Source organism: Nitratireductor sp. GZWM139, from assembly GCF_030068685.1.
Taxonomy (GTDB): Bacteria; Pseudomonadota; Alphaproteobacteria; order Rhizobiales; family Rhizobiaceae; genus Nitratireductor; species Nitratireductor aquimarinus.
The window spans coordinates 64,558-82,764 of record NZ_JAMQML010000016.1 but is presented as its reverse complement, the minus strand read 5'-3'; the positions used below and the strand labels follow the sequence as shown (position 1 = coordinate 82,764).

Annotated in this window: 15 protein-coding genes and 1 pseudogene; 8 read left to right on the top strand and 8 right to left on the bottom strand. The window is 62.4% G+C overall.

Going from position 1 to position 18,207, the window contains the following annotated elements; all coding sequences use genetic code 11:
- The first annotated feature begins 50 nt into the window (after positions 1-50).
- Genes NDI72_RS18030 through NDI72_RS17995 form a run of 8 tightly spaced genes read left to right on the top strand, consistent with a single transcriptional unit; the run spans position 51 to position 8,241 of the window.
- On the top strand, positions 51-1,568 hold the full coding sequence (locus NDI72_RS18030) for a tripartite tricarboxylate transporter permease (RefSeq protein ID WP_283801264.1): 1,518 nt from the start codon (positions 51-53) through the stop codon (positions 1,566-1,568).
- On the top strand, positions 1,565-2,602 hold the full coding sequence (locus NDI72_RS18025; RefSeq protein WP_283801263.1) for a Gfo/Idh/MocA family protein: 1,038 nt from the start codon (positions 1,565-1,567) through the stop codon (positions 2,600-2,602). Before NDI72_RS18030 ends, NDI72_RS18025 begins: the two co-directional genes overlap by 4 nt.
- Positions 2,599-3,111 (top strand): tripartite tricarboxylate transporter TctB family protein, encoded by a 513-nt coding sequence (locus tag NDI72_RS18020; protein ID WP_206548505.1) that lies wholly within the window; start codon positions 2,599-2,601, stop codon positions 3,109-3,111. The genes NDI72_RS18025 and NDI72_RS18020 overlap by 4 nt, the downstream gene beginning before the upstream one ends.
- 4 nt (positions 3,112-3,115) lie before the next feature.
- A complete protein-coding gene (locus tag NDI72_RS18015) occupies positions 3,116-3,955 on the top strand; it encodes a sugar phosphate isomerase/epimerase family protein (protein WP_283801261.1) in 840 nt (279 codons plus the stop codon).
- A complete protein-coding gene (locus NDI72_RS18010; protein WP_283801260.1) occupies positions 3,952-5,430 on the top strand; it encodes an enolase-like domain-containing protein in 1,479 nt (492 codons plus the stop codon). The genes NDI72_RS18015 and NDI72_RS18010 overlap by 4 nt, the downstream gene beginning before the upstream one ends.
- Positions 5,431-5,434: 4 nt before the next feature.
- The gene (locus NDI72_RS18005) at positions 5,435-6,463 is read left to right on the top strand and encodes an NAD-dependent epimerase/dehydratase family protein (protein ID WP_206994615.1); all 1,029 of its coding nucleotides are present in this window, start codon (positions 5,435-5,437) and stop codon (positions 6,461-6,463) included.
- Complete coding sequence (locus tag NDI72_RS18000; protein WP_283801259.1) at positions 6,450-7,172, top strand: TetR/AcrR family transcriptional regulator; 723 nt, start codon at positions 6,450-6,452, stop codon at positions 7,170-7,172. The genes NDI72_RS18005 and NDI72_RS18000 overlap by 14 nt, the downstream gene beginning before the upstream one ends.
- 16 nt (positions 7,173-7,188) lie before the next feature.
- Positions 7,189-8,241, top strand: coding sequence for a dihydrodipicolinate synthase family protein (locus NDI72_RS17995; protein WP_283801258.1), 1,053 nt, complete (start codon positions 7,189-7,191; stop codon positions 8,239-8,241).
- A 27-nt stretch (positions 8,242-8,268) separates the two neighbouring features.
- Here NDI72_RS17995 and NDI72_RS17990 read toward each other — a convergent pair whose 3' ends face one another.
- The 8 genes and pseudogenes from NDI72_RS17990 to NDI72_RS17950 form a co-directional block, all read right to left on the bottom strand.
- Positions 8,269-9,222 carry an oligopeptide/dipeptide ABC transporter ATP-binding protein gene (locus NDI72_RS17990; protein ID WP_283801257.1) on the bottom strand — a complete coding sequence of 318 codons (954 nt, stop codon included), beginning with the start codon at positions 9,220-9,222 and terminating at the stop codon, positions 8,269-8,271.
- Positions 9,219-10,202, bottom strand: a complete 984-nt coding sequence (locus tag NDI72_RS17985) for an ABC transporter ATP-binding protein (protein ID WP_283801256.1) — start codon at positions 10,200-10,202, stop codon at positions 9,219-9,221. The genes NDI72_RS17990 and NDI72_RS17985 overlap by 4 nt, the downstream gene beginning before the upstream one ends.
- A gap of 1 nt (position 10,203) precedes the next feature.
- Positions 10,204-11,079 carry a D,D-dipeptide ABC transporter permease gene (ddpC, locus tag NDI72_RS17980; RefSeq protein WP_283801255.1) on the bottom strand — a complete coding sequence of 292 codons (876 nt, stop codon included), beginning with the start codon at positions 11,077-11,079 and terminating at the stop codon, positions 10,204-10,206.
- Complete coding sequence (locus NDI72_RS17975; protein WP_113156750.1) at positions 11,079-12,095, bottom strand: ABC transporter permease; 1,017 nt, start codon at positions 12,093-12,095, stop codon at positions 11,079-11,081. Before NDI72_RS17975 ends, ddpC begins: the two co-directional genes overlap by 1 nt.
- Positions 12,096-12,190: 95 nt before the next feature.
- A complete protein-coding gene (locus NDI72_RS17970; protein ID WP_206994610.1) occupies positions 12,191-13,750 on the bottom strand; it encodes an ABC transporter substrate-binding protein in 1,560 nt (519 codons plus the stop codon).
- A gap of 30 nt (positions 13,751-13,780) precedes the next feature.
- A complete protein-coding gene (gene dsdA, locus NDI72_RS17965; protein ID WP_283801254.1) occupies positions 13,781-15,064 on the bottom strand; it encodes a D-serine ammonia-lyase in 1,284 nt (427 codons plus the stop codon).
- A gap of 67 nt (positions 15,065-15,131) precedes the next feature.
- Positions 15,132-17,008: pseudogene (locus tag NDI72_RS22110) on the bottom strand (ABC transporter ATP-binding protein).
- A 164-nt stretch (positions 17,009-17,172) separates the two neighbouring features.
- Positions 17,173-18,141, bottom strand: coding sequence for a LysR substrate-binding domain-containing protein (locus tag NDI72_RS17950; RefSeq protein WP_283801251.1), 969 nt, complete (start codon positions 18,139-18,141; stop codon positions 17,173-17,175).
- Positions 18,142-18,207 lie beyond the last annotated feature (66 nt).

Below are 18,207 nucleotides of genomic sequence, written 5' to 3'. Positions count from 1 at the left end.
CGCTGCCAGCTTCCTGGCCGCGCTGATCCCTCCTGTCGACAAGCATGGCCATGGACGGACTCACTCATTTCCTGAGCGCGATCGCCGAGATCGGTTTTTCCGCGCAGATCATCGTTGTTTTCTGGGCAACGCTCCTCGGCATCACCGTTGGCATGATCCCGGGCCTCACGGCCACGCTGGGCGTTGCCCTTGTGACCACGCTGACCTTCGCGATGGAGCAGAACACGGCGATCCTGGTTCTGATCTGCGTTTACATCGGCGCGATCTATGGCGGCGGACGCACGGCCATTCTGCTCAACATTCCCGGCACGCCGGCCAATGCGGCTTCCGCTCTGGAAGGTTTCCCGCTTGCCCGGAAAGGGCGCGCAGGCGAGGCGATGGCCGTTGCGACCACCGGCTCCTTTCTGGGGTCGGTCGTGGGAATGGTCGGACTGGCGCTGGTTGCCCCATGGCTTGCGGAATTCGCGCTTGATTTCACCTCCTTCGAGTTTTTCTGGCTTGCCGTCTTCGGCATTGTCCTTTGCGGCCAGCTCACCGCCATGGATGACGCGCTGAAAGGCTGGATCGCCGGTTTCTTCGGTCTGCTCGTCGCCATGGTCGGGCAGGAGAGCATCCATGCCTATGCCCGCTTCTCCTACGGCATTCGTGACCTTGAAGGCGGCTTCGGCCTTCTCCCGGTACTCGTCGGCGCGTTTGGCTGCACGGAAGTCTTCATCGTCATGCGGCAGGAAGCGACCCGCGCCGTCGCCGGCAAGGTGACGGGCGTCTTCCGCTCCGCGCTTTCCTCCTTCGGCCATGCGCGCACCTGGCTGCGGTCCGGCTTCATCGGCACGTTCATGGGCGTTGTTCCCGGTGTCGGCGAGGATATGGGCGCGTGGGTTTCCTACGCTGCCGCAAAGCGCGCTTCCAAGCGCAAGGAAGAATACGGGCAGGGCTCGACCGAGGGGCTGCTCGCCGCCGAGACCGGCAACAACGCCGCCGTGCCCGGTGCGCTGATCCCGGTTCTGACCCTTGCCATTCCCGGTTCCGCGCCGGCTGCTGTTCTGCTCGCCGCCATGATCATCCATGGCCTGCGCCCCGGACCGCTGATCATGATCACGCAGGCCGACTTCTTCTATTCGGTTGTCGCCATGGTTTTCTGGGCGAGCTGCGCCATGCTGACCCTCGGCCTTCTTCTCACGCGGCCGCTGCTGCTCATCCTGCGCGTGCGGCGTGAATGGCTGATGGGCATCATCTTCGTGCTGTGCACCGTCGGCGCATTCGCCATTGCCGGCCGCATCTTCGATGTCTGGGTCATGATCGGTTTCGGCCTGATCGGCTTCATGATGCGCGAGGCCGGTTTCCCGGTCGCGCCGATGATCCTCGGTGTCGTGCTTGGGCCGATCCTCGACAACAATCTGCGCCGCAGCCTCGCATTGACGCAGGGCGATCCGCTGCCCTTCGTAACGCGCCCGATAAGTGCGGTAATCGCTTCGCTGGTCTTTCTCATCATTATTTTCAGCCTGCCGCCCGTGCGTCGCCGCGTCGCCGCCTTCCGTGCGCGGTTTGCGCGGGGAGGTGCACAATGACGGTGCGAAACGTTCTCCTGTGCGGCTTTGGCGCGTTCGGCGCGCAGCATGCCGCCGCCTGGCGGCAAACCATGACGGCCCCGCGCCTGTTCATCAGCGATCCCGATCCGTCTGCCCGCGAAAGGGCGCGCGCCCTCGGCCTCGGGTATGTTGCGGAGGATCCGTCCGTCTATCTGGATCAGGTCGATATCGTCGACATCGTCACGCCGCCGCGTTTGCACCTGCCCGTGGCTCTGGCGGCTCTCGCGCGTGGCAAACACGTTTTCATCGAGAAGCCGGCAGTCACGTCGCTGGATGAGGCGCGGCAGCTGATGGCTGCGGTTGATGCCTCAGGCTGCGCCGTCCAGATCGGCTTCGTTCTGCGCTGTCATCCGCTCGTCGAAAAGGCGAAGGCGCTTATAGCGTCGAGGGCCATCGGCCGCCTGCTGGCGGTCGAAGGCGACTTCTCGGGATGGAAGCGCATGCGCGACGATTCCACCATCATCGAAAATGACGGCGTGCATTTCCTCGATCTCATGCGCCATCTGGCAGGCGTTCCCGTGCGCTCGGTCGAGGCCCGTGGGGTAAGCCTGCTCGGCGCGGACAAGGACGATGACATCCGCATCGATCTTGCTTTCGAGGAAGGCATATCCGGCAATCTGCGGCTTGGCGTCCTTGCCTGTGGCGAGGTGGAAGACGGGTTCATGCAGGGCGCGGTGACCACAAAGCGGCTGCGACTGATCGGCGATGCCGGCAACATCGTCATCGATTTCAACCGCAATACGCTCACGCAGGCGCAGGTTTCCTACACACCGTCGGCCGGGGGCTGGAAGGTTTCACCGGGCGCAATGACCAGCGAACAGGTGATCGGGGTTACACCGTCATCTCTTCTGGCAAAGAGCTTCGATCTGTTCGCATCCGTCATCGAAAGCGGTGGGCCGACCCTGTGCGCCGCCGATGAGGGCGCTCTGGAAATGGCGGCCCTTCTTGAAGCCATCGACCGCGCGCTTGTGCGGGAACCGCTGCCGCAGATCGCACTGGAGAAGGGAGCATGAGCATGCGCACCATCAACAGGACCGATTTCATCTCCGGCATCGTGGTGGCGGTGATGGGCGCTGCCGGGCTGGTCGGCTCGCTGCGCATGCCGCGTTTCGAGGCGCGGGGCGCAGACCCTTTCACCGTGCCCGGTCTCACGCCGGGGCTTCTGAGCGCGGTTCTCTGCGTTCTGGGCGTCGTGCTTCTGCTGCGCGGCATGTCGGGCCGGGTGTTGGCTGAAGGTGCGCGGCCAAGCATCACGGAATGGACCCGCGCCAGCGCGGCCCGCACGATCTTCACCATCGTGATGGTGCTTCTTTATGGAACGCTTCTGTTCGGCCACATGCCGTTCATCCTGGCCACGGCGCTTTTCATCTTCGTCTTCACGGTGGGGGCGGAGCTGATCGACACCGAACGAAGCCTGCCCATCTGGAAGCTCGTGATCGGTGGTCTGGTGCTGGCCGGAGTTGCGGCGTTCGCCATCGACTTCGTTTTCACCGATCTCTTCCTCGTTCGGTTGCCGGGGTGACGTGATGAAACTTTCTCTGTGCAATGAAGTGCTGCGCGATCTCTCTTTCGAGGAACAGTGCCGGTTGGCCAGCGCGCTGCGTTATGACGGGCTGGAGGTTGCTCCCTTCACCCTGTCGGATGAGCCTGCCTCCGTTCCCGCCGCCGAGCGTCGCCGTTTGCGGCAGATGGCTGCCGACCATGGCCTTGAAATCACCGGCCTGCACTGGCTTCTGACCGCCCCGGAAGGGCTCTCCCTTACGAGCGACGATGCCGCTTTGGCCGCGCGCACCCGCGATCACATGCTGGCGATGGTCGAGCTCTGCGCCGATCTGGGCGGCAGCGTTCTTGTTCACGGTTCGCCCGGACAGCGCCAGTTGCGCGACGCGGCTTCGCCCGAGCATGCGCGCGACATTGCCATGGCGCATCTCGCTGCAGCAGCGGATGCGGCGGCGCATGCCGGTGTTCTTTACTGCATCGAACCGCTTGCACCCTCAATGGACGATTTCGTGAACACGGTTGCCGAAGCGGTGAAGCTTGTCGAAGCCATTGGCTCGCCCGGCTTTGCGACCATGCTCGACACCTATGCGGCGGTGGGCGGCGAAGCCGAACCCGCAGAAGCGGTTCTGGACCGTTTTCTGCCCGGCGGCCATGTGCGCCACATCCATTTCAACGACCGCTCCAAGCGCGGGCCGGGCCTTGGCGCAGACCGGTTTGCACCAATCGTCGATTGCCTCGTCCGGCATGATTATGACGGCGTCATCGCCGTGGAACCGTTCGACTACCACCCCGATGGGCCGGGTGTTGCGGCCTTCGCCGCAGGCTATGTCCGGGGACTTTTGGAAATGCGGGAGGAGTGTGCATGAGCACGACCAAACTCAAGGTCATCGGTGGCCGCATCGGCATTGCCAATGCCTTTGCGCGCATGCCGTTCCGCTTCGGCGTGGTGACCATGGAAGCCGCTGCCAGCGCGACGCTGGAGCTTGAGGTTTTCGTCGATGGCAAGCCGGTTCTGGGCTATGCCTCCGACCTTCTCGCCTACAAATGGTTCGACAAGCGGCCGGAAAAGACGCCAGCCGACAATGTTGCAGACCTCCTCTGGGTGGTCGAGGAAGCACTCGCCGTCGCCAGAAACCTGCCGGAGGGCTCCCTGTTCACGCTCTGGCGGCAGCTTGATGAAGAAGTCGACCGTCGCGCTGTCGCAGCCGGTTTCAACAGGCTTGGCGCTTCCTTTGGCGTCTCAATGGTGGAGCGCGCCATCATCGATGCGCTGGGCAGGTCAACCGGGCAGAGCTTCTTCGGCATGGTGCGCGGCAATGCGTTCGGCATTGATGGCGGCGCGGTCTTTCCCGAGCTTGCGGGCATGCCGCCGGCCTCGATCCTTCCCGAAAAGCCACTGGAGCGCATCGGACTGCGCCATACGGTCGGTCTGGTCGATCCGATTGAGGCTGGCGACATCGCGTCGGCTGACCGGCTTGATGACGGCCTGCCCGAAACGCTTGCAGACTATATCGAGCAGGACGATCTCAGCTATCTCAAGATCAAGATTTCCGGTGATCCGGCATCGGACATGGCGCGACTGGAGCGCATCGCAGGGCTGATGGATCGGACCGGCAGGACATTTGCCCTGACGCTCGACGGCAATGAGCAATACAGCCGGCTTGAGGAGTTCGCCGCGTTGATGGACGCCATTCGCGGCAATCCGGCGCTTGATCGCTTCTATGATGCGATCCTTTTCATCGAGCAGCCGCTGGAACGCTCGGTCGCGCTTTCCGCGCCGCTCGATCCCAGGGCTCTCAAGACAATCGGAAAGCCACTTCTGATCGACGAGGCCGATGGCTGGACGAGCGCCTATCATGAGGCGATTGCGCTTGGCTATCACGGTGTGAGCCACAAGAACTGCAAGGGCGTCATCCGCTCCCTGCTGAACGCGATGATTGCCGAAACGCGCAATCGCGAAGCGGGGCCGGGCGTCTACTTCCAGTCGGCGGAAGATCTCACCTGTCTGCCGGTGGTGTCGCTTCAGGCCGATCTCGCGGTCGTGGCGGCGCTTGGCATCACGCATGTGGAGCGCAACGGCCACCACTATTTCCATGGCCTTGAGCATTTGCCCGCCGGTGAGGCGGAGGCCGCTCTGGCCGCCCATCCCGATCTTTATCGGCGCGAGGGTTCTTCCATCGTCACCGCCATCAATGGCGGCGCGCTCGACATTGCCTCATTGCAGGTCCCCGGCATGGGGTTCGCCTGCCTGCCCGACCTCGGTCAGCGCACACGCGCTGCCGACTGGACTTTCGATAGCCTCAACAAAAGCGATGCCGGACATGCCGGCACAGGAGACTGAGACCATGACCCGATCCCTGCCTGACACCGTTCTGGATGAAGCCCAGCTCGAAGACCTGCTGTCGCAGCCGAGCGACCGCCTTGTTTCCGTCCTCGCCGAGCTGGATGGCGACATCACCATTCTTGGCGTTGGCGGCAAGATGGGGCCGACGCTTGCGCGCATGGCCAAGCGCGCCGCGCCCCACAAGCGCGTCATCGGCGTCGCCCGTTTCTCCGAGCCGGGGCTGAAAGAAAAGCTGGAAGGCTGGGGTATCGAGACCGTTTCATGCGATCTTCTCGACCGCGAAGCGGTGGAAAGCCTCGAAAAGACGGAGAATGTGCTTTTCATGGCTGGCCGCAAATTCGGTTCCAGCGGCAATCAGGGCCTGACCTGGGCCATGAATGTTCAGGTTCCTGCGATTGTCGCCGAGGCGTTCAAGGACTCGCGCATCGTCGCCTTCTCGACGGCCTGCGTTTATCCGTTCGTCAAGATCACCGAGCAGGGCGCGCGTGAAGATGTGGTGCTCGACCCGCCCGGCGAATACGCCAATTCCTGCGTGGGCCGCGAGCGCATGTTCGAGCATTTCGCCAGCGTGCATGGCACGCGCGTGGCGCTGATCCGTCTCTCCTACGCAATCGACATGCGTTATGGCGTTCTGCACGATGTCGCCAATGCGGTGCAGCAGGGCGAGCCCGTGCAGATCGACAGCGGCCATTGCAATGTTATCTGGCAGGGCGATGCAAACGACATTGCGTTGCAGTCGCTGGCATACGCGGATAATCCGCCCTTTGTGCTCAACCTTTCGGGTCCGGAACTGGTCAATGTGCGCAGCCTCGCGCAGAAGTTTGGCGAGTTCTTCGGCAAGGAGCCGGTTCTGGAAGGTTCCGAGCAGGAGCGGGCATGGATCGTTGACACGAGCCTGCAGCAGAAACTCTTTGGCTATCCCTCCGTCCCGCTGCCGCGGCTGATAGAGTGGACGGCAGATTGGATGAAAGAGGGCGGCCGCTCGCTTGGCAAGCCGACCCATTTCGAGGTGCGCGATGGAAAATACTGACCGGCCCACGGCCGGCGCCGGGGCAGCGAAGAAAAACGGGTCCGGAACGGGCCAGAAGGCGACGCGCGACGCAGCGGCGACGCGCGCCCGCATTCTCAACGCTGCCTCGAAGGAGTTTGCGAAGAAAGGACTGAAGGGAACGCGCATCGACGCGATCGCCAAGCGTGCGCGCTGTAACAAGGCCCTGATTTACCACTATTTCGGTAACAAGGAGGCCCTGTTCAGCACTGTTCTGGAGAGGAATTACGAGGCCATCCGCAGCGCCGAGCGTCAGCTCGACCTGGCCCACCGCGAGCCGGTGGCTGCCATGCGGGAGCTTATCGGTTTCTCTTTCGACTATGTGAGCGCGCACCCGGAGTTCATATCGCTCATCAATGATGAGAACATGCACGGTGGCGTGCATGTGGCTCATTCGGTCAAGGCGCGGGACCTCAACAGCCCGCTCGTGGCGATGATCGAGACGATCCTGGAGCGCGGGCAGGGCGAGGGCAAGTTCCGCTCCGGCGTCGATCCCGTGCAGCTCTACATCTCCATCGCAAGCATCTGCTACTTCTTCATTGCCAACCGGTCGACACTGTCGGCGATCTTCGGCCTGCCGAAGACGTCCGAAGTGCTCGCGCAGCGCCGCGAGCACGTGATCGAGGTCATTCTGGGTTATCTGCGCCCGGAGGCCGGCGGACAGGACCTGCCTTCCATGCCGAAGGCCTGACAACGAAAGTTTCAACATGAAAATCAGCGATCTTCCCGCAACGCCGCTTGCCGCACTGCGCAAGGGAGGCGTGATCCCGGCGCATCCGCTGGCGCTTGATGCCGACCGCCGGCTCGATGAACGCCGTCAGCGTGCGTTGTCGCGTTACTACCTCGATGCGGGCTCCATCGGGCTCGCCGTGGCGGTTCACACCACGCAGTTCGAGATCCGCGATCATGGTCTTCTGGAGCCGGTTCTTTCGCTGGCGGCGGAAGAAGCGAACGCCCATGCGAGCACCCCCTTCATGGTGGCCGGCGCGGTCGGCAAGACCGAACAGGCCGTGCGCGAGGCCGAGCTTGCACGCTCCAAGGGGTATCACGCCGTGCTTCTCAGCCTGGCGGCGATGCGCGATGCGAGCATGGACGAACTGATCGCTCATTGCCGCGCCGTTGCCGGTGTCATCCCGGTGGTGGGCTTCTATTTGCAGACCGCCGTTGGCGGGCAGCCTCTGCCCTATGCATTCTGGCGACGTTTCGCCGAGATCGAGAATGTGGTGGCGATCAAGATGGCGCCGTTCAATCGCTACCGCACGCTCGACGTGGTGCGCGCGGTGATCGACGCCCGCGCGGAAGACCGCATCACGCTCTACACCGGCAATGACGATCACATCGTCTCCGATCTGATGACGAAGTTTACCTTCATGCGCGATGGTGAGCCGGTCAGCGTGCGGATCAAGGGTGGGCTTCTGGGGCACTGGTCGGTCTGGACGCGCAGGGCCGTGGAGCTGCTCGAAGAGATCCATGAGCGCCCCGACGGCAGGAGCGCCAGCGAGTGGCTGGAGTTCGACGCCCGCACCACCGACGCCAATGGCGTTCTGTTCGACGTGGCAAACGATTTTGCCGGCTGCATCGCCTGCCTGCACGAAGTCCTGCGTCGGCAGGGCCTGCTTGAAGGAACCTGGTGCCTCAATCCGGACGAGACCATGGGGCCCGGCCAGATGGAAGAGCTCGAGCGCATCTGCCGGGATTATCCCGAACTCAACGACGACGCCTTCGTTGCCGCCAATCTGGAGCGCTGGCTGACGGCCTGACTATTTGGCAAAACGGCAGGCGGCCGGCTATCCGGCCGCTGTCAGGGCAAGCTCTTCCGCGCGGCAGCATCGCACGCCGTCGATGAGCTGTTGCGGCTGCCGGCACGCCTCGGTGGCGAAGGAACAGCGATCAAAGAAGAAGCAGCCACTGGGAAGCCGGCGGTTGCTCGGCAATTCGGTGTCCTCGATCAGTTCGTCAAGCCCGTCTTCATCGAGCGTGGGAACACTGCCCAGAAGAAGCTGCGTATAGGGGTGGCGCGGGTGCGTCAGCAGGCTTGCGGCGTCGCCGATCTCGACGATCTGGCCGAGATACATAACTGCCACGCGGCGGCACATATGGCTGATCACCGATATGTCGTGCGAGATGAAGATGTAGGTGAGACTGCGTTCACGCTGCAGCTCATCGAGCAGGTTGAGGATCTGCGCCTGAACCGAAATGTCGAGCGCCGAGGTTGGCTCGTCGAGCACGATCACATCGGGATCGGAAGAGAGCGCCCGGGCAATCGCTATACGCTGTCTCTGACCACCCGAAAACTCATGCGGGTATCGGTCCAGCGTCTCCTCGCGCAGCCCCACCTTGGCGGCAAGCTCCACGGCCAGCCGCCGCAGTTCCGTCGTCGATTTGCGCTGTCGCGCGAAGACCGGCTCGGTGATCACGCGCCAGACGCGCATGCGTGAATTCAGGGATGACTGCGGATCCTGAAACACGATCTGCAATGCGGACTCGTCGCTCGCGGCCGCGCCTGAAACAAGGCCTTCGCTCGGCTGAAGAAGCCCAAGCAGCACCTGCGCGAGCGTGCTCTTGCCGCAGCCCGATTCCCCGACAATGCCCAGCGTTTCGCCGCGCTGAACATCGAGATCCACCCCATTCAGCGCGTGCACATGCGATGTGGGCCTGCCCAGCCAGTCGGAGCCTGAGGGAAAGCGGACGCTGATGTCGGAAAGCTCCAGCACGGTGTCGTGTGTTTTGCCGGCGCTCATGCCGCATGCTCCTTCTCACACAGCCAGCAGGCCGATGCACGGTTGTCCTCATCAAGCGAAAACAGCGGAGGAATGGCGCTGCAGGCCTCGAAAGCGCTGTCGCATCTTTCACGGAAGGCGCAGCCGGTCGGCATGCCGGTCAGGTTTGGAACGACGCCACGGATCGACCGCAGCGGTTGTCCCGGCTTCGCGCTCTCGGGCAGGGCGCGGATCAGAGCCTGCGTATAGGGGTGTTTCGGCGCGCGCAGCACCTCCCGTGTAGGCCCTGTTTCCACCACCGATCCGGCATACATCACATAAAGCCGGTCGCAGAATTGAGACACGACGGCCAGGTCATGCGAGATGAACAGAATGGCCGTGTTCAGCTCCCGGGCCTTCTGGCGCAGCAATTGCAGCACCTGTTTCTGAACCGTCACATCGAGTGCGGTGGTCGGTTCGTCGGCGATCAGGAGTTTGGGCGAACAGGCGAAGGCCAGCCCGATGAGAATGCGCTGTCGCATGCCGCCGGACAGCTCGAATGGATAGCGTTCGAGAATTTCCTCGGCATCGTTGATGCGCATGTCCGTCAGCAGCTTGATCGCGTGGAGCCTGGCCTCACGCTCGCTCAGCTTTGTGTGCAGCCGGATGACGCCGAGCATCTGTGCGCCGACCTTTTTGGTCGGGTTCAGGGCGGTCAGCGGTTCCTGAAAGATCATTGCAACATCGCGGCCACGCATTGATGCAAGCTTCTGCTCGCTGAGAGCGAGCATGTCCTGGCCGAGCAGGGTGATGCGGCCAGAACGAATCCTGAAGGATTCGCTCGGTAGCAGGCGCATCGCGGTCATGGCGGTGACGGATTTCGCGGAGCCCGATTCACCGACAATACCGACGATCTCTCCCTCCTGCACATGGAGGGAGACGCGGTTCACCGCGCTGACCGTGCCCTTGTAGACAGGGAATTCGAGAGACAGATTGTCGATATCCAGAACGGTCTTGCGCATGTCAGCGTGCTTTCTGGCGCGGGTCGAGCATGTCGCGCACGCCGTCGCCGAAAAGATTGAAGCCGGTGGCGGTGAACAGGATCGCAAAGCCGGGGAAGCCCGAATACCACCACTGGTCGAGAATGTAGTTTCGCCCCGTCGCTACCATCGCGCCCCACTCGGCCGTGGGCTGCTGCGCACCAAGGCCAATGAAGCTGAGCGCCGAGGCGAGGAGGATCGTGCTGCCGAGGTCCAGCGTGCCCTGCACGATCACGGGAGAGAGCGTGTTCGGCAGGATATGCCATCGCAATATGTGCAGCCGCCCCGCGCGGAACGTGTGGGCCGCCTTCACATAGGCCATCTCGCGAACGATAAGCGCCTGTCCGCGCACGAGCCGCACATAGAAGGGTATCCGCACGATCGCGATGGCAAGCGCCGCGTTGACCAGGCTGGGGCCAAGCGCTGCGGCAAGCGCCAGGATCAGCGCCAGCGAGGGAACGGAAAGAACCACGTCCATCAGGCGCATGATCGCCGTATCCGTGCGTCCGCCGATCAGGCCGGACAGCGCCCCCAGAACCGTTCCTGTGAGGCCGGCCAGAAACACGACGAAGAAACCGACGGCGATGGACTGTCGGCCGCCAAAGAGTATGCGGCTATAGATGTCGCGACCGACTTCGTCCGTACCGAAGAAGTGCGCCATCGAGGGCGGTGCCAGCCTTGCGCGCAGGTCGATGGCGTTGGGGTCGTGCGTGGCGAAAACAGGCGCGAATATCACCACGATGAGAACCAGAACCACCATGATCAGGCCTACCATGGTGAGAGGGCTGCGCTTCAGCTGGTAGCCGAAATATCCGAAGTCGAATCTGGACCTTTTGGCCGTGCTTTGTGCTTCCGCCATCAGTTGACGCTCCTGATGCGAGGATCGATCACCATGTAGAGGAGGTCGACGGCCAGATTGACGAGGACATAGGCGAAGGACACCACGACGGTGAAGCCCATCACGGCCGGGAAATCCAGTGCCTGAATGGAATTGACCACATAGGCACCCATGCCGGGCCAGGCGAAAACCGTCTCAGTGAGAACCGCCCCATAGAGAAGATCGCCGAGAGCCAGCCCCATGACTGTGACCGACGGGATGAGCGCATTGGGCAGCGCCTCCCGGAAGATGACGCTGCGGCGGCTGAGGCCATTGGCGCGCGCGGTGCGCACATAGTCCTGCTGCAGCTCTTCCAGCATGGCCGAACGGATTTGCCGGGCGACCACGCCCAGATGCACGAAGCCGAGTGTAAGTGCTGGCAGGATGATGTGGCGGAGGGCGCTGGTGAAGGCCGTCATGTCGCCGGCAAGGAGAGAGTCGATCAGAAGAAAGCCGGTTATCGTGGGTGGGCGGGGTATGTCAGGATTTATCCGTCCGCCACCCGGCAGAATTCCCAGGTCGCCATAGAACAGGACAATCAGAAGAAGCCCGAGCCAGAAGGCCGGCGTGGAAATGCCCGTCACCGCCAGTGCGCGGACCAGATGGTCGATGGGCTTGTCGCGCCATACGGCCGAGGCAACGCCAAGCGGAACACCAACGGCTGTCGCCAGCATCAGCGCCACAAGCGCCAGTTCCATCGTCGCCGGAAAATAGAGTTTGAGGTCTTCTGCAACGGGCCTGCGTGTGCGCAGGGAGGTTCCCAGATCGCCGGAGAGAATGCCCTTGAGATAGATCCAGTATTGTTCGGGCAGAGGCTTGTTGAGCCCCATGTCTTCACGAACACGCTCGACGATTTCAGGGGTGGCCCGGTCGCCCGCAACCAGCATGGCTGGATCGCCGGGGATGAGATGCGAAATGGCGAAGGTGATCATCGACACGCCGACCACCACAAGAGCAAGGAAAAGCAGTCGTTTCCTTATCACATTCAGATATTGCACAGTTCACCTTCACCTGAATTCTGCTGGACGTGACCCGTGCACCGCCCCGGAACGGCCATTTGCTCCCGGGCGGTGCATGTCGTTTCAGCCGTGCATCACTTGCTCATGCCGGCGATGTTGTAGATGTCCAGGAGCATCGGGTTGAAAACGAACCCTTCGACATTGTCGCGCATGGCGATGCGGTAGTCTTTCTGGAAGAGATAGACGTAAGCCGCTTCGTCGGTGACGATCTTCTGCACCTCGGCATAGAGCTTCTCGCGCTCTGCCTGATCGCTGCTCAGCGCCGCTTTCCTCAGGAGCTCGTCGACCTTCTCGTTCGTGTACCAGGACCGGTTGCCGGCAAGGCCGTGGCGATCGGAATCGAACCAGTAGCTGGTGAACATGTAGGGATCAGCGAAATCCGGGGTCCAGTTGCCTGTCGCCATGCCGAAATCGCCCGTGTCGAAGCGTTCGCGCATGGTGGCGTTGGCAAGCTTCTCCAGTTTAACGTTCAGCCCGATCTCGGCCAGATTGGCCTGGGTTGCGATGGCGATGGGCTCCCAGTTCGGGTCGACATCGGAGTAGAGGAAGGTGATCTCCGCGCCATCGGCCCCGGCGCTTGCGAGCAGTTCCTTGGCCTTGTCGACATTGCGGTTGTACTGGATGACGCTCTCGTCGCGTCCCCACATGCCATCCGGGATCGGGCCGTGCATCTGCTTGCCATTGCCATTGAGAATGCCGTCGATCAGCCCCTCATAGTCAACCGCATAGGAGATCGCCCTGCGCACGTCGGCATTGTCGAGCGGCGCCTTCTGGTTGTTCATGTAGAGATAGGTGACGCGCAGGCTCGGATAGTTCTGGACCGCGATGCCGTCCTTGCTCTCCAGCGCCTCGAGCTGGTCTTCCGGCAGGGCTTCGGCAATGTCCACATCGCCTGCCTCAAGCTGCAGTCGCCGTGCGGAAGCCTCACCGATGATGACGATGCGCATCTTGTCGATGGCGGGCTTGTCGCCGCCATAATGCGGATTGGGCTCCATCGTGATGGTCTGGCCGCGTTCCCAGTTGGCCAGGCGATATGGGCCCGAGCCGGCGGTGTTGGAGGCGAGATACGCCTTGCCGTCATCGTCTCCCTGTTCGGCAACCTTTGGGTTGACGATGGCAGCGCCATTGTTTGCCAGTGCATAAAGGAAGGGAGCGTAGGTCTCGCCCAGCTTGAACGAGACGGTCATCGGATCGACAACGGTCACTTCCACACCGCTCGGCAGCGCTTCCGAGGGGCCCTGACCAATGCGAAACAGCCGGTCGAAAGAAAACTTCACGGCATTCGCATCAACGGCAGTGCCGTCATCGAATTTCTGCCCGTCCTTCAGCTTGAAGGTCCAGGTGAGGCCGTCTTCAGAGGCTTCCCAGCTGTCGGCCAGGTCGCCTGTCACGCTGGTCAGTCCTTTCCCGTCCTTCGTCTCATATTTCATGAGGCGCTGATAGGCCGGGTAAGTCACGGTCCAGTCGTTGTTGTCCATCGTCACGGCAGGGTCGAGCGACTGCGGATCGGCCGGCTTGGCGATGACAAGCGTGTCGGCCGGCGCTGCCGCCAGTGTCGCGGTCGAACCGCCTGCCAGAACGGACAGGGCCGTTGCGCCGGCAAGAAACACCCTGCGCGATAATGTCAGGTTCATCATTTGCATACCTCCCAGAAATGCGTGCTTTTACATTGACGAAATCAGATCGTTTCCTCGTGCCAGAGCGACTGCGAACTCCGTTTCGGGCTGATACGCGCCGCCGGTCGTCCAGATCACACGCGTGATCTCCCTGTCGCTGTCCGGCACTTCTATCTCCCCCCCGAATTCGACAAGTGCAGCAAACCCCGAAGCGGCCGAAGGTTCAAGTCGCATCTTTTCAAGACCCCACATATGCGTGAGCCAGACCAGCAGGGAATTGTCGCTGACGGTGGCTATGCCTTCGACCATGTGCCGGGTCTCGCGGGCCACGAGCTGGGAAGCCTGCGCGACGGCCAGACCATCGGCGATTGTCCGGTTGTCCAGGCCGAAATCATAGACGCTGACCGGACGGTCCGTGCCAAGCGCCAACTGCACCAGCATGCAGGGCGATGCGACGGGCTCGACATAAATGCAGCGCACGGCGTCTCCAAAAACGCGTTTCAGACCAAATGTGACGCCACCGGGCGCGCCGCCCACGCCGCATGGCAGATAGACATGCAGCGGGTGATCGGCGTCCACGGGGATGCCGGCCTCTTCAAGCTGGTCTGCAAGTTCGCGCGCGGCCGCTGCATAGCCCATGAACAGCGTGATCGAGCGTTCATCATCGACAAAATGGCTGTCGGCCTTTCTGTCCGCCGCCTCGCGCGCGGCGCACACGGCCTGCGAGAAATCGCTGCCATGCTCCACCACGCAGGCTCCAAGCGCGGTGAGCCGGTCTTTCTTCCACTGCTTGGCGTCGTGCGACATGTGCACTTCGACGTCGAAACCGAGCCTGCACCCGGCCAGACCGACGCTGTAACCCAGATTGCCCGTCGAACCGACGAGAAGCCGGTGCCTGGCAAAGAACGCTTTCGCCTCCGGCGTCGCGAGCTTCGAAAGGTCGTCGCCATCCTCCACAAGTCCGGCTTCCCGGGCTATGTCGACGGCGTGTGTCAGTACCTCGAACACACCGCCGCGCGCCTTGATGCTGCCGGTGGTCTGCAGGGCGTAATCGCATTTTGCGAGAAGTCGCCCGCGTTTCAGCCCGATCATCCCGGCTATCCGGGGCAGTTCCCGCAGGTCCGAACGATTGCGGCCGCCATCGGCCCTGGTTTCAGGAAACAGCTGCGCCAGAAGCGGGCCATACCATTCCCACGCGTCTTCGGCCTCTTTCACCATTTCGCCATCAAGCGAGCTTCGCGCCATCGCAGCGTCGACGGGGAGGGCGTCCGGATTGCGCCACCATACCGGTGTGCCGTTCGGGAGACCGGGGGGCAAAGTCCCATCGTTCATGAGTTCTAGACCTTTCATCATTTGTCACACGGGCCGCCGGCGGGCGTTGCTCTGCTTCCCCGGACAATCAGGCCGCATGGCTTTCCGCGCGCACGAAATGCGTGTCGGAAATCCTGTGCATGGGCCGTTGCACGGGCGTGTAATCGGGAGGGCGTACGGCGCTTGGAATCTCATCGACCATCAGGGTGCGCCGTTCCGGCCGGCGGCGCGGATCGGCCACCGGAACCGAGCCCAGAAGCTTGCGGGTATAGGGGTGCTGCGGGTTTCCGAAGACGGAGCGCCTGTCGCCAATCTCGACGATCTCGCCGAGATACATCACCGCAACCCGGTGCGCCACGCGTTCCACCACCGCCATGTCGTGGCTGATGAACAGGAGCGAAATGCCGAGTTCCGCCTGCAGGTCCATCAAGAGATTGATCACCTGCGCCTGAATGGTCACGTCGAGCGATGCCACTGCTTCGTCCGCTATCAGGAGCTTTGGATCGAGGGCGAGCGCGCGCGCAATGCAGATGCGCTGCCGCTGGCCTCCGGAAAAGGCGTGCGGATAGCGGTCGAGATGGGTTTCGTTCAGTTCCACCCGTTTCAGAAGTTCCGCTGCCTTCCTGCGCATGTCTGCGCGGGACCCGCCCGCACCCTGCACCAGCATCGGGTCGATCAGCGCGCGGGCGATGGTCATGCGCGGGTTCAGCGAGGCGAACGGATCCTGAAACACCATCTGCACGTGACGGCGAAATGATTGCAGCTTCTGCGACGATACGCCGACCGTTTCCTCGCCTTCAAAGCGGATAGAGCCGGAGACGGGGCGGTCGAGATGCATCACGGTGCGCGCGATGGTCGATTTCCCGCAGCCGGATTCTCCGACAAGCGCGAGGGTTTCGCCACGCGCGATGGAGAATGAAACATTCTCGACCGCGTGAACGCGCTCGGTGACCCGGCCAAACAGGCCCGAGCGCAGGTCGAAGCGGGTGACGAGGTTCTCGACCTCCAGAAGCGGCCGGGCATCTTGGTTTTGCGAAGGCCCGGTCATGCGCCTGCTCCGGCATTGCGGTTCCGCGAGAACTCCACGAGCGGGAACTTGGCGGGCATGTCCGTTTCCGCCATGCTGCCAAGCTGTGGAACGGCGGCAATCAGTGCCTTGGTGTATTCATGCCGGGGCGCCTCGAAAATCGAGAAAACGTCGCCCTGTTCCACAAGCGCTCCGTTGTACATCACGCAGACGCGGTCGGCGACTTCTGCAACAACGCCCATATCATGCGTAATGAAGAGGGCGGACATGCCGATTTCCTCCTGAAGCGAACGCACCAGATCGAGAATCTGGGCCTGAATGGTGACATCAAGCGCGGTGGTCGGTTCATCCAGGATGAGAAGCGACGGCTTGCAGGAGAGCGCCATGGCGATCATGACCCTCTGGCGCATGCCTCCGGAGAACTCGTGCGGATATTGCTTCATCCGCCGCGCGGCATCGGGCACGCGAACGAGCTGCAGCGTTTTCAGCGCGATCTGTTCGGCCTCGCGCATCGACTTGCCCTGATGCTGGACGATGGCCTCGCATATCTGCTCGCCGACGGTGAAGACCGGGTTGAGGCTGGACATCGGGTCCTGAAAGACGATGGAGACATCCGCCCCGCGGACATCGATTATCTTGTCCAGCGGGATGCGCGTGATCTCCATGACCCGTCCCTCGCGTCCCCGCAGCCTGATCGAACCTTCGGTGATCGTGGCCCCGTCATGCTCCGTGAGGCGCATCAGGGTCATGGCCGTCACGGATTTCCCGCTGCCCGATTCCCCGACGAGGGCCAGAGTCTCGCCCCGGTCGATGTGAAACGAGACGCCGCGCACGACTTCGATCGGCGTCTTGCTTTGCGCCGCAAAGGCGATCCTGAGGTTCTCCACCTCCAGCACCCGTTCGGCCGGCATTGCCGGTTCGGCGTCAACATGGCTCATCTTTCCGCCACCTCCCCTGGACAGGTCGCATCGCGTGATCGAGGGACCGTTTTGGCCAGATCGGGAGGCGAAGAGCGGGGCTTGTCAAGAGAGCCGGAAACGGGCGCGGGCGGGAAAGTCAGGCTTTGTCAGCGTTTCCGGGCGTTATGTTTTTTTTGCATAAATCATTCTGCCGCAGCTGGCCCGGCCAAATCCTGCCCGTCGGCCGTCTGTCGTGTTTCCCATGGCGTGATGGCAGGTTCGATTCCGTGCCAGAATGTTTCGAGATGCGGGCTGCGGGAGCCCTGTCGCCGGAACAGCCTCACCTCCATGTCGAGCTGAAGTTCCGGCCCGCCGATCTGGCAGAGTTCGCCGCGTTCGATGGCGTCCCTGACGCAGCACAGCGGCAGCCAGCCCACGCCTTCGCCGGCCATCACCATGCGCTTGATGCCTTCGGAAATCGATGTCTCATACACGGTTGCCAGTGGCAGGGGGCGTTCCTGGCGCGCATGGATGAGCGAAACCAGCTTGCCCAGATAGCCATCGTTCCAGGAGTAGGCGAGATAGGGAATGCGGCTTTCCTGATCGTGGTCCAGTGAATAAAGCGGCCTGCTTTCCGCATCGAGTGCGGAGACAGGAACCAGCGGATCAATGCCGAGACACACGGATTCGAAAGGTCCGGCGGTCAGAACCGGCGGGCCCTCAGGGTGGCTGTAGACGATCGCGAAATCACTCCTGCCCATGGCGAGGGCTTCGACGCACTCGTAAAAATCGGTCGCCTGCATGCTCACCGGCAGCAGTGATCTGGAGGCATCCGCGCCCTTGATCCATTCGGGGAAAAAGAACAGCGCGATTGTGTGCAGCGCGCTGAAAGAAACCGGGTTCTGGCGGGTGCCCGCCTGCTGCTGGCAATCGTTGCGCAAGCGGTATAGCTCGCGAACCAGTTCCTGGCAGCGCGGCAGGAAGAGTGTCCCGGCCTTTGTCAACTGGACCGGATAGGTGCTTCTGTCGATGAGTTCCACGCCGACCCAGCGTTCCAGTGCCTTTATGCGGCGGCTGAAGGCCGGTTGAGAGATGTTTCGCGCTGCGGCTGCGGTCGAATAATTCCGCGACGCGACAATCTCAAGGAAGTCTTCCATCCAGATGAGTTCCAAGATGCCCTCCATGCAGTTTTTGCATAGTTCATCTATAAAGAGTATTAGACAGCCTGCAAAGCTCCC